This is a genomic window from Sulfitobacter sp. DSM 110093 (assembly GCF_022788715.1).
In the GTDB taxonomy this organism is placed as follows: domain Bacteria; phylum Pseudomonadota; class Alphaproteobacteria; order Rhodobacterales; family Rhodobacteraceae; genus Sulfitobacter.
Window position 1 is genome coordinate 1,601,120 of sequence record NZ_CP085167.1, and the last position, 24,331, is coordinate 1,625,450.

General features: G+C 60.4%; 26 protein-coding genes. 12 read left to right on the forward strand and 14 right to left on the reverse strand.

Features of this window, described 5'->3' with window-relative positions; all coding sequences use genetic code 11:
• Positions 1-109 precede the first annotated feature (109 nt).
• Positions 110-661 carry a DUF177 domain-containing protein gene (locus DSM110093_RS07790; RefSeq protein WP_243267541.1) on the reverse strand — a complete coding sequence of 184 codons (552 nt, stop codon included), beginning with the start codon at positions 659-661 and terminating at the stop codon, positions 110-112.
• A 90-nt stretch (positions 662-751) separates the two neighbouring features.
• Here DSM110093_RS07790 and DSM110093_RS07795 point away from each other — a divergent pair, with 90 nt between their 5' ends.
• From DSM110093_RS07795 to DSM110093_RS07805, 3 genes are all read left to right on the forward strand, one after another.
• On the forward strand, positions 752-1,216 hold the full coding sequence (locus DSM110093_RS07795) for an outer membrane protein assembly factor BamE (protein ID WP_243267542.1): 465 nt from the start codon (positions 752-754) through the stop codon (positions 1,214-1,216).
• A gap of 70 nt (positions 1,217-1,286) precedes the next feature.
• Positions 1,287-2,009: a GNAT family N-acetyltransferase gene (locus tag DSM110093_RS07800; protein WP_243267543.1), complete on the forward strand. Its 723-nt coding sequence runs from the start codon at positions 1,287-1,289 to the stop codon at positions 2,007-2,009.
• Between the two features lie 70 nt (positions 2,010-2,079).
• Positions 2,080-3,891, forward strand: coding sequence for an ATP-binding cassette domain-containing protein (locus tag DSM110093_RS07805; RefSeq protein WP_243267544.1), 1,812 nt, complete (start codon positions 2,080-2,082; stop codon positions 3,889-3,891).
• Here DSM110093_RS07805 and DSM110093_RS07810 read toward each other — a convergent pair.
• From DSM110093_RS07810 to tyrS, 3 genes are all read right to left on the reverse strand, one after another.
• Positions 3,888-4,499: a hypothetical protein gene (locus DSM110093_RS07810; RefSeq protein ID WP_243267545.1), complete on the reverse strand. Its 612-nt coding sequence runs from the start codon at positions 4,497-4,499 to the stop codon at positions 3,888-3,890. The genes DSM110093_RS07805 and DSM110093_RS07810 overlap by 4 nt on opposite strands.
• Complete coding sequence (locus DSM110093_RS07815) at positions 4,499-5,254, reverse strand: 3-hydroxyacyl-CoA dehydrogenase (RefSeq protein ID WP_243267546.1); 756 nt, start codon at positions 5,252-5,254, stop codon at positions 4,499-4,501. The genes DSM110093_RS07810 and DSM110093_RS07815 overlap by 1 nt, the downstream gene beginning before the upstream one ends.
• Before the next feature lie 127 nt (positions 5,255-5,381).
• Positions 5,382-6,632: a tyrosine--tRNA ligase gene (tyrS, locus tag DSM110093_RS07820; RefSeq protein ID WP_243267547.1), complete on the reverse strand. Its 1,251-nt coding sequence runs from the start codon at positions 6,630-6,632 to the stop codon at positions 5,382-5,384.
• Between the two features lie 66 nt (positions 6,633-6,698).
• Between tyrS and DSM110093_RS07825 the strand changes: the two genes are divergently transcribed.
• Together DSM110093_RS07825 and DSM110093_RS07830 are read left to right on the forward strand one after the other, a co-directional pair.
• Positions 6,699-7,826: an anhydro-N-acetylmuramic acid kinase gene (locus tag DSM110093_RS07825; RefSeq protein ID WP_243267548.1), complete on the forward strand. Its 1,128-nt coding sequence runs from the start codon at positions 6,699-6,701 to the stop codon at positions 7,824-7,826.
• Positions 7,827-8,083: 257 nt separating this feature from the next.
• Positions 8,084-8,758 (forward strand): hypothetical protein, encoded by a 675-nt coding sequence (locus tag DSM110093_RS07830; RefSeq protein ID WP_243267549.1) that lies wholly within the window; start codon positions 8,084-8,086, stop codon positions 8,756-8,758.
• 64 nt (positions 8,759-8,822) lie between these two features.
• Here DSM110093_RS07830 and DSM110093_RS07835 read toward each other — a convergent pair whose 3' ends face one another.
• From DSM110093_RS07835 to DSM110093_RS07845, 3 genes are read right to left on the reverse strand one after another with little or no spacing between them, the layout of a single operon-like run.
• A complete protein-coding gene (locus DSM110093_RS07835; protein WP_243267550.1) occupies positions 8,823-9,362 on the reverse strand; it encodes a GNAT family N-acetyltransferase in 540 nt (179 codons plus the stop codon).
• Positions 9,362-10,639: a phosphopyruvate hydratase gene (eno, locus tag DSM110093_RS07840; protein WP_243267551.1), complete on the reverse strand. Its 1,278-nt coding sequence runs from the start codon at positions 10,637-10,639 to the stop codon at positions 9,362-9,364. Before eno ends, DSM110093_RS07835 begins: the two co-directional genes overlap by 1 nt.
• Positions 10,640-10,671: 32 nt before the next feature.
• Entirely contained in the window at positions 10,672-11,574 is a 903-nt protein-coding gene (locus tag DSM110093_RS07845; protein WP_243267552.1) for a DMT family transporter, read from the reverse strand.
• A 129-nt stretch (positions 11,575-11,703) separates the two neighbouring features.
• Between DSM110093_RS07845 and DSM110093_RS07850 the strand changes: the two genes are divergently transcribed.
• On the forward strand, positions 11,704-12,765 hold the full coding sequence (locus DSM110093_RS07850; RefSeq protein ID WP_243267553.1) for an AbrB family transcriptional regulator: 1,062 nt from the start codon (positions 11,704-11,706) through the stop codon (positions 12,763-12,765).
• Positions 12,766-12,775: 10 nt separating this feature from the next.
• Here the strand turns inward: DSM110093_RS07850 and DSM110093_RS07855 are convergent, their stop codons facing one another.
• Both DSM110093_RS07855 and DSM110093_RS07860 read right to left on the reverse strand, forming a co-directional pair.
• The gene (locus tag DSM110093_RS07855; protein WP_120351010.1) at positions 12,776-13,474 is read right to left on the reverse strand and encodes an NYN domain-containing protein; all 699 of its coding nucleotides are present in this window, start codon (positions 13,472-13,474) and stop codon (positions 12,776-12,778) included.
• Entirely contained in the window at positions 13,471-13,890 is a 420-nt protein-coding gene (locus DSM110093_RS07860) for a Fur family transcriptional regulator (RefSeq protein WP_243267554.1), read from the reverse strand. The genes DSM110093_RS07855 and DSM110093_RS07860 overlap by 4 nt, the downstream gene beginning before the upstream one ends.
• Before the next feature lie 347 nt (positions 13,891-14,237).
• On the opposite strand from DSM110093_RS07860, the gene DSM110093_RS07865 reads away from it, so the two are divergent.
• On the forward strand, positions 14,238-15,548 hold the full coding sequence (locus DSM110093_RS07865) for a DEAD/DEAH box helicase (protein ID WP_243267555.1): 1,311 nt from the start codon (positions 14,238-14,240) through the stop codon (positions 15,546-15,548).
• Positions 15,549-15,640: 92 nt separating this feature from the next.
• Positions 15,641-16,528 (forward strand): DMT family transporter, encoded by an 888-nt coding sequence (locus tag DSM110093_RS07870; protein ID WP_243267556.1) that lies wholly within the window; start codon positions 15,641-15,643, stop codon positions 16,526-16,528.
• 3 nt (positions 16,529-16,531) lie between these two features.
• Here DSM110093_RS07870 and DSM110093_RS07875 read toward each other — a convergent pair whose 3' ends face one another.
• The 4 genes from DSM110093_RS07875 to mazG form a co-directional block, all read right to left on the reverse strand.
• A complete protein-coding gene (locus tag DSM110093_RS07875) occupies positions 16,532-17,941 on the reverse strand; it encodes a protein adenylyltransferase SelO (RefSeq protein ID WP_243267557.1) in 1,410 nt (469 codons plus the stop codon).
• Positions 17,941-18,390 carry a GNAT family N-acetyltransferase gene (locus tag DSM110093_RS07880; protein WP_243267558.1) on the reverse strand — a complete coding sequence of 150 codons (450 nt, stop codon included), beginning with the start codon at positions 18,388-18,390 and terminating at the stop codon, positions 17,941-17,943. Before DSM110093_RS07880 ends, DSM110093_RS07875 begins: the two co-directional genes overlap by 1 nt.
• Positions 18,387-19,328 (reverse strand): nucleoside hydrolase, encoded by a 942-nt coding sequence (locus DSM110093_RS07885; protein ID WP_243267559.1) that lies wholly within the window; start codon positions 19,326-19,328, stop codon positions 18,387-18,389. The genes DSM110093_RS07880 and DSM110093_RS07885 overlap by 4 nt, the downstream gene beginning before the upstream one ends.
• A 77-nt stretch (positions 19,329-19,405) precedes the next feature.
• Positions 19,406-20,230: a nucleoside triphosphate pyrophosphohydrolase gene (gene mazG / locus DSM110093_RS07890; RefSeq protein WP_243267560.1), complete on the reverse strand. Its 825-nt coding sequence runs from the start codon at positions 20,228-20,230 to the stop codon at positions 19,406-19,408.
• 64 nt (positions 20,231-20,294) lie between these two features.
• On the opposite strand from mazG, the gene DSM110093_RS07895 reads away from it, so the two are divergent.
• The 3 genes from DSM110093_RS07895 to DSM110093_RS07905 all read left to right on the forward strand — a co-directional run bounded on the left by DSM110093_RS07895 (position 20,295) and on the right by DSM110093_RS07905 (position 22,959).
• Positions 20,295-21,464, forward strand: coding sequence for a M20 aminoacylase family protein (locus tag DSM110093_RS07895; protein WP_243267561.1), 1,170 nt, complete (start codon positions 20,295-20,297; stop codon positions 21,462-21,464).
• Positions 21,464-22,429, forward strand: a complete 966-nt coding sequence (speB, locus tag DSM110093_RS07900) for an agmatinase (RefSeq protein WP_243267562.1) — start codon at positions 21,464-21,466, stop codon at positions 22,427-22,429. The genes DSM110093_RS07895 and speB overlap by 1 nt, the downstream gene beginning before the upstream one ends.
• 104 nt (positions 22,430-22,533) lie before the next feature.
• Positions 22,534-22,959, forward strand: coding sequence for a DUF1499 domain-containing protein (locus DSM110093_RS07905; RefSeq protein ID WP_243267563.1), 426 nt, complete (start codon positions 22,534-22,536; stop codon positions 22,957-22,959).
• On the opposite strand, the gene DSM110093_RS07910 is transcribed toward DSM110093_RS07905, so the two are convergent.
• Complete coding sequence (locus DSM110093_RS07910) at positions 22,897-23,196, reverse strand: hypothetical protein (RefSeq protein WP_243267691.1); 300 nt, start codon at positions 23,194-23,196, stop codon at positions 22,897-22,899. The genes DSM110093_RS07905 and DSM110093_RS07910 overlap by 63 nt on opposite strands.
• Positions 23,197-23,256: 60 nt before the next feature.
• Here DSM110093_RS07910 and prfA point away from each other — a divergent pair, with 60 nt between their 5' ends.
• Positions 23,257-24,312, forward strand: coding sequence for a peptide chain release factor 1 (gene prfA / locus DSM110093_RS07915; protein WP_243267564.1), 1,056 nt, complete (start codon positions 23,257-23,259; stop codon positions 24,310-24,312).
• Positions 24,313-24,331 lie beyond the last annotated feature (19 nt).

Here is a 24,331-nt window from a genome sequence, read left to right on the forward strand (position 1 = left end):
TTAGGGCCGCAGCCGCGCAATGTCCAACCTTAATTGGGGTGAGGGCGGCAAAATAACGCGAATGCGCGGCGATGCAACCCGTAATTTTCGCGGTTTTCCGCCTGTTTCTTTAGGTTTCGTCTTTCTTAAGCGCGTCGCGCAGGGCGCCAAGCCCGGCAAAGGGGCGCGCATCCTCGTCGGTCATCGGTTTCTGGCCCGGCTCGGCATGAACCATCTGGCCCAGTTCAACATCGTCCTTACGGGGGTATTCCGGCACTTCCAGCGCCAGCGCTTCGATCATGATCTGCGCGGGGTCGATCCATTGGCCCAAAGGCTCTGTCGTGTCGTCCTCGGGCATTTCGACTTCTTCCTCATCGGGGAGTTCGAAGTCATGCACGAAACGGCGTTTGATATTTACGTCGATGCGGGTGGTGACAGGCTCTAGCGTAACAACGCAGGGCTGCACCACGGTGGCACCCAGCTTGCCGTCGAGCTGCCAATCTTGTTTGCCCAGTGGTTTGATCTGCCCCGAAAAGCTGAGTTTGCGCAGCGCGGACAGTTCCAACTCCTCAGCGATTTGCGATACAACGTCACCTTCCGGGCGCAGCGCAAAGCCGTTTGGCTCCGTCTGAGACAGGTCAGCGACCCGAAGAGCGGTGGGCGTAGGTGATTTGCGCGACATGAGATATGACTTTCGTTTCTTGTACACTTGGGGTGCCTTAGTGTATGCGAAATAAAAGCCATAATCCGTCAGGGCAAGAGGGCAGACCAAATGCGCAATACGAAACAGACCGGCAAGACACGCCTCCGGATCGCAGGTATGGGCCTTGCACTGCTTCTGACGGCTTGTACGCCACAGTATGAAAACCACGGCTATGTTCCGCCACAAGATCAGCTTGAGCAAATCGTCGTCGGCAGCGACACCAAAGAAACCGTCGCTCAAAAGATCGGTGTGCCCACAGCCTCGGGTGTTTTGAGCGATGATAGTTACTACTACGTTAAGATGCGCCAACGCGCTTTGGGGTTCATGGCCCCGAAAGAGATCGACCGCGAAGTGGTCACCGTGAGCTTTAACGAAGCGGGCGTCGTGGCAAATGTCGAACGCTTCGGGCTAGAGCGCGGGCAGGTGGTGCCATTGTCGCGCCGCGTGACGACATCGCCAGTGGCTGACAATACATTCTTGCGTCAGCTTTTGGGCAACCTTGGCCGTTTTAGCCCGACGGCATTCGGCAGCTAAATTCATCCTTGAAAGCCCCGGCGGTCGATTGGCGGGGCAGGGCTGCAGGCAACCGAAGGCGACATCGCAGATGACCCAAGCGTCACCGGGCCGATATCTGACGCGCGAAGCCCTATCGCCTGCCGATATAACCCGCGCGCAGGTGCTGCGCGCCCGGTGTTTCCAGACAGGCATCCAGCCCGACATCGATGCTTTCGATGCAGGCGCGCGACATTTTCTGGTAGAGGATCGTGCCAGTGGCACTTTGGTCTGTTGCTTTCGCCTGACCCTATTTCGCGGCGCGACACTGGCGCACAGCTATGCCGCACAGTTTTATGACCTTTCCAACCTAGAAAGGGTCGACGACGCGCTGCTTGAACTCGGCCGCTTTTGCGTGCACCCCGACTGGCAAGACCCCGACATTCAGCGCCTGGCTTGGGGGCGGCTGGCACTTGAGGTGGATCACAACGAAGCGGCGCTTCTGTTCGGCTGTTCATCCTTCACAGGAACCGATCCGACAGTGTACCGGGATGCTTTTGCCCGTATGAATGAACAGCATCTGGCTCCGGCAAAGTGGCGGCCCGGACTCAAAGCCGATCAGTTCTATCCTTTTACCCGCGACACGCAAACTGCCGATTCCCGACGCGCGCGGCAGCAGACCCCGCCGCTGCTGCGCAGCTATCTTGCCATGGGCGGTTGGGTCAGCGATCATGCGGTGATCGACCAGCAGATGAACACGCTGCATGTGTTTACCGGACTGGAAATCGCGGCCATCCCTCCCAATCGTGCGCGGCTGCTTCGGGCTTTGGCCTAAAGCACGCGAAAGCGCCTCCCCATACCCAAGGGACATTGACCTTGCCCGCGCCGAGAGGTAGCTGGCGGGAATGGCACGCGCACCCCTTTTACAACTCACCGACATTTCGCTGACCTTTGGCGGCGACCCTGTTTTCGAAGATCTTTCACTGGTGGTTCAGACCGGCGACCGGCTGGCTTTGGTCGGCCGCAACGGCTCGGGCAAATCCACGCTGATGAAGGTGATGGCCGGACTGGTCGAGCCGGACAGCGGGGCGGTTATTGCCGGTCCCGGCGTGTCGGTCGGCTATATGGAGCAGGAGCCCGACCTGTCGGGTTTCGAGACGCTTGGCGATTTCGCGGCACATGGGCTTGATCCCGGCGAGATGTATAAAGTTGAACGCGCGGGCGAGGGGCTGAAGTTTGACCCTGCACGCCCCGTGGCCACTGCTTCGGGCGGTGAACGCCGCCGCGCGGCACTGGCGCGGCTGATGGCCGAAGAGCCCGAGCTGATGCTGCTGGATGAGCCGACCAACCACCTCGATATCGAAGCGATTGCTTGGCTCGAATCTGAGCTTAAGGGCACTCGCACCGCCTTTGTCATCATCAGCCACGACCGCGCCTTCCTGCGCGAACTGACCCGCGCGACCCTCTGGATCGACCGCGGCGCTGTGCGCCGTCAAGAGATCGGTTTTGAGGGGTTTGAAGCATGGCGCGATCAGATCTGGGAAGAAGAAGACATGCAGCGCCATAAGCTGAACCGCAAGATCAAGGCCGAAGCGCGTTGGGCGGTTGAGGGTATCTCGGCCCGGCGCAAACGTAACCAAGGCCGTGTCCGGGCGTTGCAAGATCTGCGGGCCGAACGGTCGTCGCAGATCACCCGCCAAGGGACCGCCGCGATGGCGCTGGAGGCTGGGCCCAAATCAGGCCGCAAGGTGATCGAAGCGACGGGCGTGGCCAAGAAGTTCGGCGAGAAACAGATCCTGCGTGATTTTTCGATCACCGTTCAACGGGGCGACCGGATTGCGCTGGTGGGGCCGAATGGCGTTGGCAAAACCACGCTGCTGAACATGTTGATCGGCAAGGAAGAGCCCGACACCGGGGAGATCAAGCTGGGCACCAATCTGGAATTGGCGCTCTTCGATCAGGCGCGCGCGCAGCTTGATGGCAATATGACGCTGTGGGAAAGCCTGACTGGCGACCCTGACATGCGTGTATCTGGCAAGGCCGATCAGGTGCTGGTGCGTGGCCAACCGAAACATGTGGTGGGTTACCTCAAGGAATTTCTGTTTGACGAGGCGCAGGCCCGCGCCCCCGTTCGGTCCCTTTCAGGCGGGGAAAAAGCGCGGCTGCTGCTGGCTAAGATCATGGCGCGGTCATCGAACCTTTTGGTGCTCGACGAACCGACCAACGATCTGGACGTCGAAACACTGGATCTGATGCAAGAGCTCTTGGGCACCTATGACGGCACCGTGCTGTTGGTAAGCCACGACCGCGATTTTCTCGACCGTGTGGCCGCCACGACCATTGCGATGGAAGGCGACGGGCGTGCGACGGTCTATGCAGGCGGTTGGAGCGATTATCTCGCGCAGCGCGGACAGGACGATTTTTCCGAAAGCGTGGTGAAAGCCAAGCCAAGCAAGGGCGAGGCTAAGGCCGAGAAAAAGCAATCCGCCTCGGGCCTGAGCTTTACCGAAAAGCACCGGCTCGAAGCGCTGCCGGGTGAGATTGAACGCCTCGAAGCCGAGATCGGCAAACTCGAAGAACTGCTCAGCGATGCGGAGTTGTTTACGCGTGAGCCTGTCAAATTCCAAAAGGCCAGTGACGCGCTTGTGCAGCGGCACGAGAAACTCTCGGATGCCGAAGAGGAATGGATGGCGTTGGAAGAAAAAGCGCAGGCCTAGGTCTGCGCGCCCTCTAACGCGATCTGCGGCCGGTATCCGGCACGAAACGCCGCAACGATGCTGGGCGGCGTGAGTAGGGTCACAGTTCCATGTGGGCGTTTTCGCGCTGTCTTGTAGCCCTCTGGCGCGTAGGGATAGAACGCATCGCCAACCAGCGCGCCGCTTTGTCCGTCTGCGTCGAGGATAAAGCTTCCATCCGGCAGGTCACTGGCCGCAACATTCACATGGCGGTGTTGCCGAAAGACACGCGGCACCGCGCGTTCACAGTGCAACTGACGGTCCAAAGCAGCGGCCGGGCCGGGAACCTCACAACAACTGCGAAACCGTTGATAATCTGCGGCACGGCATTCTGCGCAAGGTCGGTGACCGGCGGCAAAGGCGACAGCTTCATCTAGAAAAAACAGCTCGGTATAGCGGCGCGGGGCCATAAGCTGACGTTGACGTCCCTTGAAACGCAGCACACAGCATACCCAATTCCGATGCGCCCAACGGCGTTTGGGGTGCAGACCGCTCTCATCGTGCAGGATACCGCGATTGCCCATGAACCCACCCCGCGCGGGGTGGGTAATGATCTCTCCATCAGGTTGAACGCGGTTTTGCAGCGGCATCAGCGCATCCGCAGCGCCCCGTCCAGGCGGATTACTTCGCCGTTAAGATATCCCATCTCAACGATGAACCCGGCCAGCCGTCCGTACTCAGTGGGATCGCCCAAGCGGGCAGGGTTGGGGACATCTTTGGCAAGGTCGGCTTGCACCTCTTCCGGCAGGCCCGCCAGCATGGGTGTCTTGAAGATACCGGGCGCGATTGTCATCACACGGATACCGTCCTTGGCCAAATCCCGGGCCATGGGCAGGGTCATACCGACGATCCCGCCTTTAGATGCGGCATAGGCAGCTTGGCCCTTTTGCCCGTCAAAGGCGGCGATAGAGGCAGTGTTGATGATCACCCCGCGGGCACCATCGTCTTCGGGGTTGTTTTTGGCCATCGCCACGGCAGCAAGACGCGCAACGTTGAAACTGCCTACAAGGTTGATGTCTATGGTGCGCTGAAAGGCGTCCAAAGGGTGCGGCCCATCGCGGCCTGTGGTTTTGATGCCAAGCGCAATCCCGGCGCAGTTCACCGCCGCCGTGATCCAGCCCATTTTATCGGCGGCGTAGTCGACGGCCGCCTGAACTGAGCTTTCATCCGTCACATCGGTCAGAACGAAATGCCCACCGATTTCCTTTGCTACAGATTCGCCACGGGCGGCATCACGATCCAGCAAAGTGACTTGCGCGCCCTGCGAGGCAAAATACCGCGCTGTAGCTTCGCCAAGACCCGAAGCGCCTCCGGTGATGATGGCGGCTGTACTGTCTAGTTTCATGATGACTCCCCCCCCGATATGAACACTTGTTCAGTTCAGCACGAAGTTCCGCCCCATGCAAGCGATGCTTGGCGCAGCGGGTGTCGAAGGGAAGCGATGCGGGGACCGTCGTCAGCCCCCGTCATCTTTAGCCGAGTTGCACCAGCGCGTGGCGTTTCTTGCCCGCGCTCAGTTTGATCGGCGACGCCAGCGCGCCCGAATCCAGCATCATGCCCGCATCTGTCAGCGGCTGATCGTCGATCCGCGCGCCATTTTCGGCAATCAGGCGCTTGGCCTCTTTGCCGGAACCGGCAAGGCCCGATTTCACCAGCAGTTGAACGATAGAAACGCCATCGCCCACATCCGCCGCCGACAGGGTCAGGGTGGGCAGGTCATCGCCCACGCCGCCTTTTTCAAAGACGTCGCGCGCCGTGGCTTCGGCGGTCCGCGCCGCTTCTTCGCCGTGCAGCAGGCCGGTGACCTCATTGGCCAAACGCACTTTTGCTTCGTTTATCTCGGATCCGGCGAGCGCACCCAGACGGTCGCATTCATCGACCGGCAGCTCGGTGTAGAGCTTGAGGAAACGGCCCACATCGGCATCGGTGCAATTGCGCCAGAACTGCCAGAACTCATAAGGGCTCAGCATATCGCCGTTCAGCCAGACCGCGCCGCCCGCAGATTTGCCCATCTTCTTGCCGTCGCTGGTGGTCAGCAGCGGTGAGGTCAGGCCGTAAACTTCGCCGTCGATCACGCGCCGGGTCAGGTCGATGCCGTTGACGATATTGCCCCATTGGTCGCTGCCGCCCATCTGCAGAATACAACCGTAGCGGCGGTGAAGCTCCATAAAATCATAGGCTTGGAGAATCATGTAGTTGAACTCAAGGAACGACAGCGATTGCTCCCGATCCAACCGCGATTTCACACTCTCAAAACTGAGCATCCGGTTGATCGAAAAATGCCGCCCGATATCGCGCAGGAAATCGAGATAGTTCAACTCGTCCAGCCATTCGGCGTTATTGAGCATCAGCGCGTCGCTCGGCCCATCGCCATAATCAAGGTAGCGGGCAAAGACCTGACGAATGCCTTCGATGTTGTCGTCGATCGCCTCGGGCGTCAGCAGGGGGCGTTCATCTGAGCGGAAAGATGGATCGCCCACCTTTGTCGTGCCGCCGCCCATCAGGGTGATCGGCTTGCCGCCGCATTTCTGCAACCAACGCAGCATCATGATGTTGACCAGATGGCCCACGTGCAGCGATTTGGCCGTGGCGTCATAGCCCACGTAGGCGGGGGCTGCGCCTTTCATCAGGGCGTCGTCCAATCCCTGATAATCGGTGCAATCGGCCAGAAAGCCGCGCTGCATCATCGTGTGGATGAACTCCGATTTGGGATGGTATGTCATGGTGACTTGCCTCAAAACTGTGTTGCGGGGCAATCTATATGCGCACGAGCGGCAAAGGAAAAGGCCATGAATAGGGCCATGCACAGGCAACATGTCGGAACCGGTGTGGTGACGGCTCTGGGAATGATGTCGGGCACCTCACTAGACGGGGTGGACGCGGCTATTTTGCGCACCGATGGGCATGATATCACCAGTTTTGGCCGCAGCGCCTACCGGACATATTCGGCTGAGGACCGTCGGGTCATCGCCGCCGGATTCGGCAAATGGCACGGGGCAGAGGTTGAGGCGGCGGCGCATGCGGTCGAGGCCGCGCATCTGGCGCTGTTGGATGATTTATTGAAAGACAATGCCTCGGTGGAGCTGATCGGCTTTCATGGCCAGACGCTGGCCCATGCCCCACGTATGCAAGGCACATTGCAAGTCGGCGACGGGGCGTTATTGGCGCGCGAGATCGGGCTTCCCGTGGTTTGGGATTTCCGCAGCGCCGATGTGGAACTGGGCGGCGAAGGGGCACCTCTGGCACCGTTCTTTCACCACGCCTGCGCACGTTACGCAGGAAAAAGCGGCCCGGTTGCTTTTTTGAACCTTGGGGGTGTCGGGAACCTCACTTGGGTCGATCCGCGCGTTGCGCGGCCCGAAGAAGAGGGGGCTCTGCTTGCTTTTGACACCGGCCCGGCGAATGCGCCGATCAATGATTTGATGCAGGCACGGCTGGGTCTCGATTTCGACGAAGGCGGCAAGCTGGCCGCGCGGGGCAGGGTGGAACATGGCGCGTTGGAATTGTTCCTTGCCGAGCCTTACTTTGCACGCATGCCGCCAAAATCACTTGATCGGAATGATTTCGCCGAAATGGTCGCCTTGGTCGGCGAGCTATCTGATGCCGATGCCTGCGCCACCTTGACCGCCATGTGCGCCGCTGGCGTGGCCGAGGCGATGCAGCACTGCCCGGCCCCACCCGAGCGCGTCTATGTGACCGGGGGCGGGCGGCATAACCCGGTGTTGATGCGGATGTTGGATGTCAGCCTTGATTGCCCGGTCGCTGCAGTGGAAGAGATTGGTCTCGATGGCGATATGCTTGAGGCGCAGGCCTTTGCTTATCTCGCCGTTCGCGTGGCGCGTAAATTGCCTACGTCCTGCCCCGGCACAACCGGTGTGCGCGCGGCGGTCGGTGGCGGCACTGTCAGCCGACACTGACATTCCTTCCGTTTGAATCCTAGATTTCGTCAGAAACGTGCCAAATGGCTCTTCGATAGCCATTAGCATGCGGGCTTTGTGTCTGGATTTTGCAAACTCCGGCATAATTTTAACAAAGTTTCAAAATAGTGATATTTTTTGGAATTATATGAAACCTCTTTGGTCCAATGTGCGTGAATATAACACGGGGGCAATTGAGCAGCATGGGATCCCATATCCAAGGATCTCGGCCATGCTCACCAAAGAGGAGATGACAAATGACCATTTTTCAAAACGGAACTTTCAAGAAAACGCTGGCGCTGACGGCAACTGCGGTTCTGATCGCACCCACTGCACAGGCCGATATCGGCGTGGGTGTCGGTGTTGGCGTCGGCGGCGCGGATGTCGGCGTTGGTGCTTCTGTCGGCGGTAGCGATGGAGTAGGCGCCGGGGTCGGTGCCTCCGTTGGTGGCGATGATGGCGTGAACGCTGGTGTTGGCGCTTCGGTTGGCGGCGGACATGGCGTCGGCGCTGGCGTGGGGGCATCTGTCGGCGGTCGGCACGGCCTCGGTGTTGGCGTTGGTGTAGGAGTCGGAGGAGGTAGCGGCACCGTTGGCGGCGGCGCGGGCACGGGAGGACAGGGTTCAGTACCCGGCATGACTGCGGGCCGTGCCAATGGGAGCGGCGACAACGGTGTGATAGCCCCCCAAACAATTAACATCGCTACGCTAGTGGGCGCGCCTGTCTGGAGCAAAGATCGTGTTCTGGTTGGTATGGTCGAAAAAGTCGCCCCCGGCCCAGATGGGAAGGTCGATACAGTTGTGCGTCTGAACGCAGGGTTGGGCTCCGACAAGGAAATCATCCGGATGCGGGTCTTGCCACGTCTGTCTGGCAACGGAGCACTGCGGTTGGGCTATTCCAAGCAGAAGTTCTTGCAACTTTTCGCAGGCTAAGCGTGAGCCTAATTACTGACTAAAGGCCCGAAAGAGAGGCGGTGTAAATGCCGCCTCTCTTTGTTTAGTCAGCCATGCTTGGAACAGCGTCAATCAGCGGCAGCTCATAGAAACAGATTGCCTCTTTGGTGAAATCGGGCATTGGCTGATAGGGGCCGCGCGCGAAAAAACCAAGCGAACGGTAAAGTGCGCGGGCAGGCGCAAAAGCAACAGACGTGTCAAGATAGACCTTCTCAAACCCATCCGCGCGCGCCTGATCAATCAACCGTTGGCAAATCGCCCGACCCGCACCTGTGCCACGGGCGGCATCAGTCACATAAACCCGTTTGATCTCGCTCTCTGTCCCGCTCAGCGCGTGGGACATGCCGCAGCCCACGGCTTTGCCGTCTTGTTCGGCCAATAGAATGACCCCAAGCGGCCGGGCATGTTCTTCGGCCAGTCGGCCCATTAACATGCTGTATTTTTCTTCAGGGTAGAACGTTTCGACAATACGCCGCTCGGTCGGGGCGAAGTTGTAGAGGAAGTCACGGTAAGCCCAGCAAAGCTCAACCACCGCCGCGAGGTCCGCAGCGGTGGTGACAGGACGAATGTCGATCTTTGACATCAGCCGCGCAGGATCGAGCGGCCCGCGTATTGTGCGGTCTCGCCTAGCATTTCCTCGATACGGATCAATTGGTTGTACTTTGCCAGCCTGTCCGAACGCGCGAGCGATCCGGTCTTGATCTGACCACAGTTGGTCGCCACGGCAAGGTCTGCGATGGTGGCATCCTCAGTCTCACCCGAGCGGTGGGACATCACGTTGGTATAGCCCGCACGATGCGCCATATCGACCGCTTTGAGTGTCTCTGTCAGGGTGCCGATCTGGTTAACCTTCACCAGCATCGAGTTCGCGCAACCGCGTTTGATACCATCAGCCAGACGGGCAGGGTTGGTCACGAACAAATCGTCGCCGACCAGTTGCACCTTATTGCCCAACACTTCGGTCAGGGCTTTCCAACCGTCCCAGTCATCTTCGGCCATGCCGTCTTCGATGGAGATGATGGGATAGTCGTTCACAAGGGCTGCCAGATAGTCGGCGTTTTCTTCGCTGGATAGGGTCTTGCCCTCTCCAGAGAAGACATATTTGCCGTCTTTATAGTATTCAGTCGCCGCGCAATCGAGGGCGAGGTACATGTCTTCGCCGGGCTTGTAGCCCGCTTTTTCGATCGACTTCAGAATGAAATCTAGCGCATCGCGCGACGAGCTGATGTTCGGGGCAAAGCCACCTTCATCGCCGATCCCGGTCGACAGACCCGCGGCGGAGAGTTCTTTTTTCAGCGTGTGGAACACTTCGGCGCCCATGCGCACCGCTTCGCGGATATTCTCCGCAGCGACCGGCATAATCATGAATTCCTGAATGTCGATCGGGTTGTCGGCATGTTCGCCACCGTTGATGATGTTCATCATCGGCACGGGCAGAACGCGGGCAGTGGTGCCGCCGACATAGCGGTAGAGCGGCTGGGTACAAAAATCAGCGGCGGCCTTCGCCGCGGCCATCGACACACCCAAGATCGCGTTTGCGCCAAGGCGGGATTTGTTCTCGGTGCCGTCGAGTTCGATCATCATTTCGTCGATTTCGACCTGCTCAGTCGCATCAATGCCCACCAGCGCTTCGGCGATTTCACCGTTCACCGCCGCACAGGCTTCCAACACGCCCTTGCCCATATAGCGGGACTTGTCGCCATCCCGACGCTCGTTCGCTTCATAGGCGCCAGTGGATGCGCCGGAAGGAACCGCTGCGCGGCCCATTGTGCCGTCTTCGAGGATTACGTCGACTTCGACGGTCGGGTTGCCCCGGCTGTCGAGGATTTCGCGGGCGTGGATGTCGATGATCGTGCTCATGGCTATGTCCTCATGTTCGGGTTAGGTGCGGTTTACCCCGGTAGGCCCGGCTTGGAAAGACCGCGGCGGGGCCGGGGGGTGATTTTGCGTTCCCGTAGGAGGGTATAGACCCCCGACGCGATGATGATCGCGGCCCCAACCAGCGTCAGTGTGTCGGGAGTTTCCTTAAAGACCAAGATCCCGGCAACCAGCGCAAAGAGCATTCGCATGTAGCGAAACGGCGTGACAAAGCTGACTTCGCCCACGCGCATGGCGGCCACGATGGCGTAATAGGCCATCACACCAATCACCATCGCCGCGGTAAGATAAATCACCTCGGCACCACCCGGCATCACGGCGGGGGTTCCAGCGGCGACCATTAGGATCAACCCCGCCGGGACCAGTACGATAAAGGCAAGAAAGCTCAGCTGCATGGAACTGATGCTTTTGGGAACCTTGCGCGTCGCAAGATCACGCAGGGCAAGACCGATGACTCCAGCGACAGCAAAGAGCGACAGAGCGTTGAACCCCTCCAACCCCGGACGGACGATCAGCAGCACGCCAAGAAAGCCGACGACAATCGCGCTCCACCGGCGCCAGCCCACAGGCTCACCCAGAAACAACGCCGCCCCAAGGGTCACGGCCAGCGGAGTCGCCTGAAGGATGGCTGAGGCCGAGGAGAGCGGCGTCAGCACGATGGCGGTCACGAAACACAGGGTGCCCAGCACCTCCCCCACGGCGCGCAGCAGGATCGGCCCGGTGAGCATATCCGCAGAGAACAACCGCCGCCCCTGAATGCGCAGGATTACTGCAAAGATCGCCCCGCCGCCCGCGCCCAAAAGCGCGATGATCTGCCCCACGGGGAGGGCATCGCTGGTCAATTTGACGAACATGTCTTCGATGGCGAAACCGGCCATGGCCAGCACCATCAGCATCGCGCCGCGCAGATTGTCCATGTTATTGCCCTTTCACACCGGATATTACCAATCGCCCATGAACCTTTTGCGATGAAAGGGCAAGAGGCCAAGATGCGCGTCATGCGTGTGGCTCTGGCGCCCGCTGCGGCGGGGTGCTAGCTCTCATGCATGAGATGGCTCAGCCTTTCCCTTGCCCCCCGTGACACCCTGCTGACCCTTGCCGTCGGCGGTCTTGGGGCACTGCTGTTTTGGTGGCTCAATGCGCCCGTCTATATGCTGCTGGGGCCGGTGATCGCGGTGAGCGGTCTGGGGCTGGCAGGCGTGCGGACGGCGGTCGACCCGCGGCTGCGGGATGCCTGTTTCGTGGTGCTGGGCATCGCTGTCGGCGCGGGCTTTAACCAAGATGCAGTCAACGCCATGGTGCGCTGGCCGCTGGCCTTTGTGTTTATGACGGGGGTGATCTGGGGAATTATGGCCGTCTGCCGCTGGATGTTGGCACGGTATTTTGGTTTCGACGCGCGTTCCGCGCTTCTGGCCTCGGCTCCGGGGCATCTGAGTTTCGTCATGGCGATTGCCAGCGACGGAGGCTCTGACGTGCCGCGCATCTCGATCACCCAGTCGGTCCGGCTTTTGGCACTGACCATCGTCGTGCCTTTTGCCGCCTTGCTGATGGGCGTCGATATGACCGGCAATATCGCCCCGGTGGGCAAAGGCATGGGGGTGCTCTCGATCGTCGTGATGATCGGTGCGGCCGTGGTTGTGGGGCTGATCTTTGCCCGGCTTTCGGTGCCCGCACCGCTGCTGATGGGGGCGATGGTGGTCTCTGCCATCGCGCATCTGACCAAGTTGGAGACCGGTGTGCTGCCGGGTTGGCTGACCCTTATCGCCTATTTGGTGCTGGGCTGCCTGATCGGCACGCGGTTTTCTGGCATCACGCCCGCACGGTTTGTCAGCGGCCTTGGTGCGGGGCTGGCGATTACCGGCGTGGCCGTCGGACTGGCGGGGCTGGGTGCAGTGCCGGTGGCTTGGGCACTTGGCATGCCGCTGGGCCATGTGTTGGTGGCCTTCGCACCCGGTGGGCTTGAGACGATGATCGCCCTCGGCGCGGTGCTGGCGGTGGTGCCGGGGTTTGTCGCCGCCTGCCACATCATGCGGCTCGTGGTGCTGAGCGTGCTGTTGCCCGCCATGCTATCGCGCGTCTCCCGACGCGAGAAGCGCCCCGCCGAGTGATGCGCTGGCGTTAAGGTTTCAGCCGCACCATCAGCCGGTTGCCTGTCTTTCGGGTTTCCAGTGCCTTCAGGTCAGCCGCCAAGGCGCTCAGCTTGCCATGGCCATAAGTCCGGCTGTCGAAATCCGGATGTGCTGCCTGAATCGTCTGGCCAATCTGGCCGAGGTTGTACCAATCGTCTTCGGTGTCGATCTTATCCATCGCCGCTTTGAACAGGGGCAGGGCGTCGGCCACTTTGGCGCTGGCGCGTGACGTGGTGTCCGGCTCTGCCCCGTCGAGGTTTTCGATCAGGATGAAACGGTTGTAGACGTTGCGCAGCGAATCGTGGGTCTTCTTTTCGCCGATTCCGATCACCGTCACCCCATCCTCGCGTAGACGGTTCACCAGCGCGGTGAAGTCACTGTCGGACGAGACGATCACGATGATATCGAAGCGGCGGCTGTGCAGGATGTCCATCGCCTGAATAACCAGACCAATGTCGCTGGCGTTCTTGCCCTTGGTGTTCGCGGTCTCTTGGTGGGCCACCAGACCCAACTCACGAATGGGGGCTTTCCAACCCTTGAGGTGGTCATTCGACCAATCGCCATAGACGCGGCGCAGGGCCGGCTCGCCAATCGTCGTGACCTCCCGCATGATGGCTGCAGCGTGTTTTGCTGGGACATTGTCGGCGTCGATCAACACGGCCAACAGGGGGCGGTCACGGTCGGTCATGGGTCATCCTTTTTGATCGGTACACCGTAAAGTTCCATCCGGTGCCCTTGCAGTTTGTAACCCAATTTACGCGCGATACGTTCCTGAAGCTCTTCGATTTCCGCGTCGACGAACTCAATCACCTCGCCCGAGTTTACGTCGATCAGATGATCGTGATGTTCGCGCTGCGCATCTTCATAGCGCGCCCGGCCATCGCCGAATTCTAACTTTTCGAGGATGCCGGCCTCCTCGAACAGTTTCACCGTGCGGTAGACCGTGGCGATAGAGATGCCGCTGTCGATCTCAGTGGCGCGGGCCAGAAGTTCCTCGGCATCGGGGTGATCGTCGCTGTCGTGAATCACCTGTGCGATGACCCGGCGTTGACCTGTCATGCGCAGGCCCATGGCCTCGCACCGTTTAATGATCGGGTTGCGCATCGTTTCGCCCTTCGTCCGTCGGACCACGTTCCTAACATTCTAGCGCTGCCAGACGCCACCGCAATTGAACCCTGCCGGTTGACTTTTGCCCGCGCGCAGCCCATGTGGGGGTCAAGCGAAGCCTTCTGCCGCGTGAGCAGTATCAGCGCCAAGTCCCATGAGGGGCCACTGGATGCTGACGACAAGGCCCGCCGATGTTCCCAAAATCACGCGTGGGGCCAAGCGCGACAGACGGGTGTGAGGCATGTGGCCTGCGCCCGCGATCTGGCTTGCGCGACCCCGTGGCGCCTGTATTGGGCGCGGCGACTAAGGATGGCGCGCGCCCCCGCGTGCCGGAAAGTGAACGAATGAGCGATTTTGACATGATGGGCCTGCCAAAGAACTTGGTGGCCCGGTTGAATGAAATGGGTCTGAAAGATCCAACCCCGATCCAACGCCAAGCAATCCCCCAAGCCATGAATGGCCGTGACGTGATGGGCCTTGCCCAGACCGGCACCGGCAAGACGGCGGCATTTGGTGTGCCGCTTATTGCGCAGATGATGGAGCTTGAAGGCCGTCCCGCGCCGCGCTCCGTGCGCGGTCTGGTCTTGGCCCCGACACGCGAGCTGGCCCAACAGATCGCAGTGAACCTGCGCGGCTATGCCGAAGGCACGCCGATCAAGGTGGCGATGGTGGTTGGCGGTCAGTCGATCAATACGCAAATCAAGCGTCTGGAGCGCGGTGTCGATCTGTTGATCGCCACGCCGGGCCGTCTGCTGGACCTGCTCGACCGCCGCGCGGTCAAGCTCGACACCACGACATTCCTCGTGCTGGATGAGGCCGACCAGATGCTCGACATGGGCTTCATCCATGACCTGCGCAAAATTTCGAACCTGATCCCGAAAGAGCGTCAGACGATGCTGTTCTCGGCGACCATGCCCAAGCTGATGAACGAGATCGCCAACAGTTATCTCAGCAGCCCGATCCGCATCGAAGTCTCGCCTCCGGGTAAGGCGGCGGATAAGGTGACGCAAGAGGTTCACTTCATCGCCAAGGCCGAGAAGACCGAACTGCTGAAAGAACTGCTGGCCAAGCATAAGGGCGAGCGGGCGTTGGTCTTTGGTCGCACCAAACATGGTTCGGAAAAGCTGATGAAGACGCTGGTGAAAGCCGGGTTTGACGCCGCTTCGATCCACGGCAACAAAAGCCAAGGCCAGCGTGACCGCGCGATCGCGGGTTTCAAAGGTGGGGATATCACTGTGCTGGTGGCCACCGATGTGGCGGCCCGTGGCCTAGATATTCCGGATGTGAAGCACGTCTATAACTTCGACCTGCCGAACGTGCCCGACAACTATGTGCACCGCATTGGCCGGACCGCGCGGGCGGGTAAAGACGGCGCTGCCGTGGCCTTCTGCGCACCGGATGAGATGGGCGAGTTGAAAGCGATCCAAAAGACAATGGGCATCTCGATCCCCGTAGCTTCGGGCCGTCCTTGGGAAGTGATCGATGAGCCGTCCAAACCCAAAGGCCGTGGCCGTGGGCGCGGTGGCCGACCCGGTGGCGGCGGTGGTCGCCCCGGTGGTGGTGGTGGTGGCGAAGGCGCTGGCAAACCAAGTGGCGGTCGCCGTCGGCGGCGCGGCGGTGGCGGCGGCAAGCCGGGTGGCCAACAGGCAGCCTAAGCCGACGCTTAAAAATTGAACGATCCAATGGCGCGCTGTGAAAACCACGGCGCGCCATTGACTTATCCGGGCCAGGCGGCGCTTCTGGCGGGATGGAACGCAAATCTCACATTGATACTTTTGGCGCGGTGGCACTGGTGCTGTTTGCGGTGAACCTTGGGTTTAACCAAGTCGTTATCAAAGTAAGTAGCGGCGGGTTCAATCCAGTCTTTCTGGCGGGGCTGCGGTCGCTTGGTGCGGTGTTGGTGCTGCTGGTTTGGATGCGGCTTCGGGGCGTCGGCCTCTCCCTTCCGCGTGCTGCGCTGATGGGCGGTTTGGCGGCGGGGCTTTTCTTTACGTTGGAGTTCGTCTGCCTTTTCCTCGCACTTGATCTTACAACGGTCAGCCGCGCGTCGATTCTGCTTTATTCGATGCCGGTCTGGCTGGGTATTGCCGCGCATCTATGGCTGCCCGGCGAACGGCTGAGCGGTCTGCGTTTGCTGGGCATGGGGCTGGCGATGGGCGGCGTGGCGCTGGCGCTGAGCGACAGCAGCGCCGAGGGGGCAAATTGGGTTGGCGATTTACTTGCGCTTCTTGCGGCATTCTGCTGGGCTGGGATCGCGCTTTGCGTGCGCGTCACACCATTGTCGAAAGTGCCCCCGGCGCAGCAGTTGATGATGCAGCTGATTATATCCGCACCAATCCTTCTGCTGCTTGCACCGCTTTTCGGCCCTTTGTTGCGTGGGGTGGAGCCCGTACATTTGGCCGGGTTGGCCTATCAGATCATCGCCGTTGCAAGCTTTGGCTTTCTGGCGTGGTTCTGGTTGCTGACGGTCTATCCAGCGGCCTCTGTCGCCTCTTTCAGCTTTCTGTCACCGGTGTTCTCAGTGCTCTTGGGCTGGTTGATCCTGTCCGAAGACATCCCCCCAAGCGTTTGGGCCGCGCTGCTGCTGGTGGCGGCGGGGATCTATCTGATCAACCGCAAACCTCGGTTGCGCTAAGCGTTAGGTACCGCAGAAGGTCGCTGGGATAATCTCATCCTCACTCGGGGGACGCTGCAATTCAGCGTCCGTTTCCACGAATGGGCATGCGAGTGCTTTCAACAACCGCTCGAACGGGGCCATGTCGCCTTCAACGGCGGCTTCGATCATCTGCTCGATTCGGTGGTTGCGCGGAATCACGGCGGGGTTCACCGCGTGCATCACCGCATGCGGATCCGGTTCTCCTTCGATCCTGTCGCGCCAGTTTTGCGCCCAAGCATCAAATGCTTCGAGGTTGGTGAAGTGATCACGCGCCCGTTCTGTCCCAAGCGAGCGGAATGTGTTGGTGAAATCAGCGCCATCCGCCTGCATCAGGCTCAGTAACTCATTGATTAGATCGACATCCTCGGGCCGCGGGCTGGAAATCCCGATTTTCGCCGCGAAACGCCGCAGCCATGCGGCTTCAATCAATTCGGGCATGTCGTGCACAATCTCGGTGGCTTCATCAACGGCGGTTTCTTTGTCGTCCATCTGCTGCAAAAGCGCAGTCGCAAGCTGCGCCATGTTCCACACCACGATCTGCGGCTGGTTGCCATAGGCATAGCGGCCCTGTCGGTCGATGGAACTGAATACGCGGCCTTGGTGAAAGGCATCCATGAAGGCGCAGGGACCATAATCTATCGTCTCGCCTGAGATGCTGCAATTATCCGTGTTCATCACCCCATGGATGAAACCCAATGACATCCACTGCGCCACAAGCTCCGCTTGCGCTGCACAGACAGCACGCAAAAGGCCAAGCGGCCCGTCTACTTTTGGGTAATGTCGCGCGATGGCATAGTCGGTGAGGGTTTTGAGCGCTTCCGTCTCACCGCGATGGGCAAAGACCTGAAAGGTGCCAACCCGCAGATGGCTTGCCGCGACACGCGTGACGATGGCGCCGGGCAGGGGGCCGGTTTCGCGCAGGATCGCCTCTCCAGTGGCCACGGCGGCCAGTGCGCGGGTCGTGGGCACGCCAAGCGCATGCATCGCCTCGCTAATGAGGTATTCCCGCAATACCGGCCCAAGCCATGCCCGGCCATCGCCCCTACGCGAATAGGGCGTGGGGCCAGCGCCTTTGAGTTGGATGTCGCGGCGGGTGCCGTCCTTGTCTTTCACCTCACCCAGCAGAATCGCCCGGCCATCGCCGAGTTGCGGATTAAAATTGCCGAATTGATGCCCCGCATAGAGTTGCGCCAACGGGTCCGCGCCATCAGGCAGGATATTTCCCCCAAAGACCTCAGCACGTTCCGCCGCATCGGCCCCCTCGATTCCTAGCATGTCAGCCAGATCAGCGTTCCACGCCAATAGCTTAGGTTCTTTCACCGGGGTCGGGCTCAACCGGGTAAAGAAACCGTCGGGCAGGGCGGCATAGCTGTTATCGAAGGGGATACGCATCAAAGTTTCCGTGACATAAGCATGTAATCCTCGCGGCCACGAAAGCCCGCGCGGGTGTAGAGTTTCACCGCCGCCGGATTGGTCCGGTCGACCTCAAGATGCATTGCGCGCACGCCACCTTGGGATAGGGCACGTGGCAAGGCGATCAGCGCCTCAGAAGCGATGCCGCGCCCACGCACGCCGGGGCGAACATAGATTTCATCAATAATGGCATCCAGCCCGCCAAACTCAACCGACCAGCCAAAACAGATGACGACATAGCCAATCGGTGCACGCGGCGGGCCGATGAGGTAGGCGGCACCATGGGGGATCCCCTCCAGCAAGGGCGCAAGGCCCGTGCGGCGCTGGTCATCGCTCATCTCGATCCCGGCTTCGGCGTGAAAAGCCGTCACCAACCCGACGAGCTTGTCGAGATGCTCCGGCGCACCAAGGGTAAGATGTGCGCTCATAGGCGGGCCAGCCTTTCGGTGAGCAGGGCAAAGAACCCATCGGCGTCAAGGTCGCCCACGAACAGCGCGTTGGGCGCGCGGTCGGTCACGCCCCACCAGTCGGCCACGGTCATGCCCATGGTCAGTTCTGACTGGGTCTCGATCTCGACGTTGATGTGGCGGCCTTTGAACAGGTCAGGATTGATCAGATAGGCGGTAACGCAGGGATCGTGGAGCGGCGCGCCTTCAGAGCCGTATTTCTCCTTGTCGAAACGCTCGAAGAAATCTGTCATCTCGGCCACGGCGATGCCCACGGGTGTGCCAATCGCGCGGAAGGCGTCGTTGCGGGGTTTGGTCACCAGCGCCTTATGTGTCACGTCAAGCGGCATCACCACAATAGGAATGCCGGATTTGAATAAGATATCAGCGGCTTGCGGGTCGACATAAATGTTAAATTCAGCCGTGGGGGTGATGTTTCCGCCTTCAAAATAGCCACCGCCCATCAGCACAATCTCTTGCACCTTTTCGGCGATATCGGGGGCTTTTTGCAGCGCGGTCGCGATATTGGTAAGCGGGCCCAAGGGACAAAGGGTGACACTACCTGCGGGATGGCCGCGAAGCTGCTCGATGATGAAGTCAACGCCGTGCCCATCGGCCAAAGGCATTTTGGGGTCAGGTAGGTCGGGGCCATCAAGGCCGGTTTTACCGTGCACATGCTCTGCCGTGACCAATTCACGCCCCAGCGGACGATCGCAGCCGGCAAAGACCTTTACATCATTCCGCCCGGCCAATTCACAAACGATCCGCGCGTTTTTCGAGGTCAGATCAAGCGGCACATTGCCCGCGACACAGGTGATGCCCAGAACGTCGATCTCTTCGGGGCTGGCCAGCGCAAGAAGGATCGCCACGGCGTCATCTTGTCCGGGGTCGGTGTCTATAATTACTTTGCGCGGTGTCATGGGCTTACTTTCGTCAAATTGCTTGGGGCTGAGCCTTGCCGGAGGGCCGTGTCTTTGTCCAGCATCAGACCCGCCACTTAGCTGCGTTCCGCCAGTTTGACGGCATCCCACAGGGCATCCATCTCGGCCAGATCGCTGTCCTGCGGTGTTTTGCCCAAGGCTGCGAGCCGGGCTTCGATGCCTTCAAAACGGCGGGTGAATTTGGCGTTTGCAGCGCGTAGAGCGGCCTCTGGGTCCAGCCCAAGGTGACGCCCCAAATTGGCCATGACAAACAGCAGATCGCCATATTCTTCCTCGACTTCGGTTTGCGAGAGCGTGTCTTTTGCCTCGACCAGTTCGGCGGCTTCTTCGGTGATTTTGTCGAGCACCTGCGTCGTTTCGGGCCAGTCAAACCCCACCCGTGCTGCGCGGTTTTGCAATTTCATCGCGCGCAAAAGCGCGGGCAGACCAATCGCCACCCCATCCAGCGCGCCGCCCTGTGCCTTTCCAGCGCGTTCGGCGGCTTTGATCTTTTCCCAATCGGCGGTTTGCTGTTCGGCGCTTTTGTCGCGGGATTCGTCGCCAAAGACATGCGGGTGCCGCGCCACCATCTTGTCGCTGATGTTGCGTACCACGGATTGAAAGGTGAAATGGCCGGCCTCTTCGCCCATGGCGGTGTGATAGACTGATTGCAGCAGCAGATCGCCCAACTCGCCCTCAAGCTCGGCCCAATCCCGCCGGGCAATAGCATCGGCGACTTCGTAAGCCTCTTCAATGGTATAGGGTGCGATGCTGTCAAAATCCTGCTCGATATCCCAGGGGCAGCCCGTCTCGGGATCGCGCAGGCGGCGCATGATTTCGAGCAGCCGTTCAATGCCCGCATCTGAATCGTGAATGAGATCGGCTTTTGTGTTGTCCGGCATTGCAGGCCCCATGTGTCTGGTGTCAGATGCACCCTGACCAAACCAACCCCAAGGAGTCCAGCCCATGCCCGTGGTAAACCGCATCAACGCTTTTGCGGAGGATATGACAGCGTGGCGGCGCCATTTGCATAGGATCCCCGAGTTGGGGTTGGAATGCCATGAGACGGCGGCTTTCGTGGCCGAGCGGCTGCGCGCGTTTGGTGTGGATGAGTTGCATGAGGGCATCGCGACGACGGGCATCGTGGCGATCATCAACGGGCAGGGTGAAGGCCCGACCATTGGCCTGCGCGCCGATATGGACGCGCTGCCGATCCATGAGGCGACGGGCAAGGACTATGCCAGCACGCGGGAGGGCAAAATGCACGCCTGCGGACATGACGGGCATACCACCATGCTTTTGGGTGCCGCGCGGTATCTGGCCGAGACACGCAATTTCGCGGGCCGGGTGGCGCTGATCTTTCAACCTGCCGAAGAGACGGGCGGCGGCGCGGGTATCATGGTCGAAGAGGGCATTATGGAGCGGTTTGACATCGCGCAGGTCTATGGCATCCACAACGCGCCGGGCTTTGACGAAGGCGCCTTCTATACCACGCCGGGGCCGATCATGGCGGCAGTGGATGAATTCCATATCCATATCAAAGGCAAAGGCGGTCATGGTGCTAAGCCCCATGACACCCGCGATCCTGTGGTGGCGGCCTGCGGCATCGCCACGGCGATCCAGACCATCGTCAGCCGCAATCATGTCGCGGCACAGGAGTTGGTGGTCTCGGTCACGCAAATCCACACTGGCAGCGCCGATAACATCATTCCTGAGACCGCCTATATCAACGGCACCGTGCGCACCTTTGACCGCGAAGTGCAGGAGATGGTGATGCGCCGCATGCAGCAGATCGTGGACGGGCAGGCGGCAAGCTATGACGTCGCCGCCGAACTGGTCTATGAGGTCGGCTATCCCGCCACGGTCAACGATCCCGCCAAGACCGAGACCGCCATTGCAGCGGCGAGCGACGTGGTGGGCGAGGCCCGCGTTCACGGCGATTATGGCCGTGAGATGGGCGCAGAAGATTTCAGTTATATGCTTGAAAAACGCCCCGGTGCCTACCTGTTCCTCGGGGCCGGTGAGGGCGCGGGGCTGCACCATCCAGAATACGACTTCAACGACGAGATCGCGCCGCTCGGCGCATCCTTTTTCGCCCGTATCGTTGAGCGGGCACAGCCAGCAGGAGGCAAGTAATGGGACTGGAAGACGCGGCCAAACAGATGGATATGGCCTTTACCCGCGAGGACCTCAAAGGGCCGAGCTATGAGTTGACCTTTGGCGGGGCGACCTCTTTCCTGCGACGTAAATACACCAAGGATCTGACCGGCGTGGACATCGCGGTAACCGGCGTGCCCTTTGATCAGGCCGTCACCAACCGACCCGGCACCCGCCTTGGCCCCCGCGCCATCCGCGAGGCGAGCGCGCTGCAAGCGCCCGACGCGCCCTATGGCTGGGACTTTGACGTGCTGAGCGAGTTCGCCATCGCGGACTATGGCGATCTGGCGTTTGATTATGGCCATGTCAGCCAGTTTCCCGCCGCACTGACCGCGCATATCAAGAACATTTTGGATGCCGGTGCGGCCTCGGTCGTGCTGGGCGGGGATCACTATATCTCCTTTCCGATCCTCAAAGCCTATGCCGAAAAATACGGTCCGATCAGCCTGTTACAGTTCGACGCTCACACCGATACGTGGGAAGATGACGACATGGACCGGATCGATCACGGCACGATGTTCTACAAGGCCGTGAAGTCCGGCATCGTCGATCCCGCAACCAGTGTGCAGGTGGGCATCCGCACCACCAACGAAGACACGATGGGCGTCAATATCATCGACGCACGTGAGGTGCATGAGAAGGGGCCGCAGGCCACCGTGGCCAAGATCAAAGAGATCCTTGGCGATCGACCTTGCTATCTTACCTTCGACATCGACGCGCTTGATCCGGCCTTTGCCCCCGGCACCGGCACGCCCGTTTGGGGCGGGCTGACCTCGGCGCAGACATCGATCATGCTGCGCGATCTGGCCGGGATCAATATCATGGGTGGTGATGTGGTTGAAGTCTCTCCGCCCTTCGACACCACAGGCGCGACGGCGATCGCGGGCGCGCATGTCGCGACCGAGATTCTGTCGCTGCTGGGCCACCGCATGAGAACCGCGTGAGCGAGGCCACAACATCATCGGGCGGCCCTCAGGCATGGAGGCCGCCCACCTCACCGCGACCACCTGCGTCGCCTCAAATCGCCACCCTTTGAAAGGTGCTTAGAATGCTGTTCTGGATCATCGTGATCGCCCTCGTCGCCTTGGTGGCCTATGTCCGCCTTGCGCCAATCGACACCGCGCGTTGGCATGTGCAGGCCGAAGGGCAGAAAATGGGCAAAACCCAAGGCACCAACAGCTATATCTGGCGCGCGCCGGTTGAGGGCGACGGGGCCGAGACCTTGGCCCAGCTTGACCGGGTGATCCTGCAAACCCCGCGCACCGAGGTTGTCGCCGGATCATTGGCAGAGGGGCAGGTCACCTATGTCACCCGCACCAAATTGATGGGCTATCCAGATTTCACCACCATCGGCGTCTATGGCGCTGATCCGTGCTATGTCGAAGTCTATGGCCGCTCGCGCTTTGGCCGGTCAGATCTGGGCGTCAACGCCAAGCGGGTCAATGCTTGGCTCGCTCAGGTTGAGGTGCGATGACAGGCAGCCTTGCTGCACCTCGCGCCACATCGGCACGTTGAGCGACATCTGGCATTGCGCCATGAACATGCGCCCTCCGACCTGTAGGCAGATGGTCTCACCCAGTTCCACACGGGCGCCGGTGCTGTTGGTGCAATAGCAATCAATCGTCTTGCCGCCCGGCGCTTTGACATCCGCAGAGGCAGGGTGCAGGGCCGTCAGGGCCACAAGGCAGGTGAGCGACATGATGCGTTTCATAGCCAATGATAGCATAAGCCGCCTCTTGACCAAAGCATTTGCATAAGCGACAGGAACCCCATGATCCCGATGCACCGCCTCGCGCAAATTTCGCAACGTTTCCAGTTTCTGGAGGCTAGCATGTCTGCGGGCTCCGATGGGGCCGATTTTGCAGCCCTCGCCAAGGAATACAGCGATCTCAAGCCCGTGGTGGATCAAATTGATCTCTACCAGCAGCTTCAGCGCGACCTTGAAGAAGCCGAGTTGATGCTGAAGGACCCCGAGATGGCCGAGCTTGCCCGCGAGGAATTGCCGCGTTTGCGGGCACGTCTGCCGGAGGTGGAAGAGGCGCTGCAACTGGCGCTTCTGCCGCGCGATTCCGCTGACGCGAAGCCCGCGATGCTAGAGATCCGCCCCGGCACGGGCGGAGATGAGGCGGCGCTGTTCGCAGGCGACCTGCTGCGCATGTACCAGCGCTACGCCGAAGCGCGGGGCTGGGGGTTCGACCTGATCGAAAGCCAGATGACCGAACTTGGCGGCGTGAAAGAGGTTGTGGCCCATATTACTGGGCAGAACGTCTTTGCCCGGCTGAAGTTCGAAAGCGGGGTGCACCGGGTGCAGCGGGTGCCCTCGACCGAAAGCGGCGGGCGAATCCACACCTCAGCGGCCACTGTGGCGGTCCTGCCCGAGGCCGAAGACGTGGATATTGAGATCAACGCCAATGACCTGCGGATCGACACGATGCGTTCTTCGGGCGCTGGTGGGCAACACGTCAACACCACCGATTCCGCCGTGCGCATCACCCATATTCCGACCGGGATTGTGGTGACATCTTCGGAAAAATCCCAGCACCGCAACCGCGACAAGGCGATGCAGGTGCTCAAAGCGCGGCTTTATGACATGGAGCGCAGCCGGATTGACAGCGCACGTTCAGCCGACCGCGCGGCGCAGGTCGGAACTGGCGACCGTTCCGAGCGCATCCGGACCTATAACTTCCCACAAGGGCGGATGACCGACCACCGGATCAACCTGACGCTCTACCGTCTTGAGGCCGTGATGCAGGGCGATTTGGATGAGATCGTCGATGCCCTGACCGCCGACGCCCAAGCACGTCAATTGTCGGAGATGGAGGGGTGAGCCCCCAGACCGCCGCCCA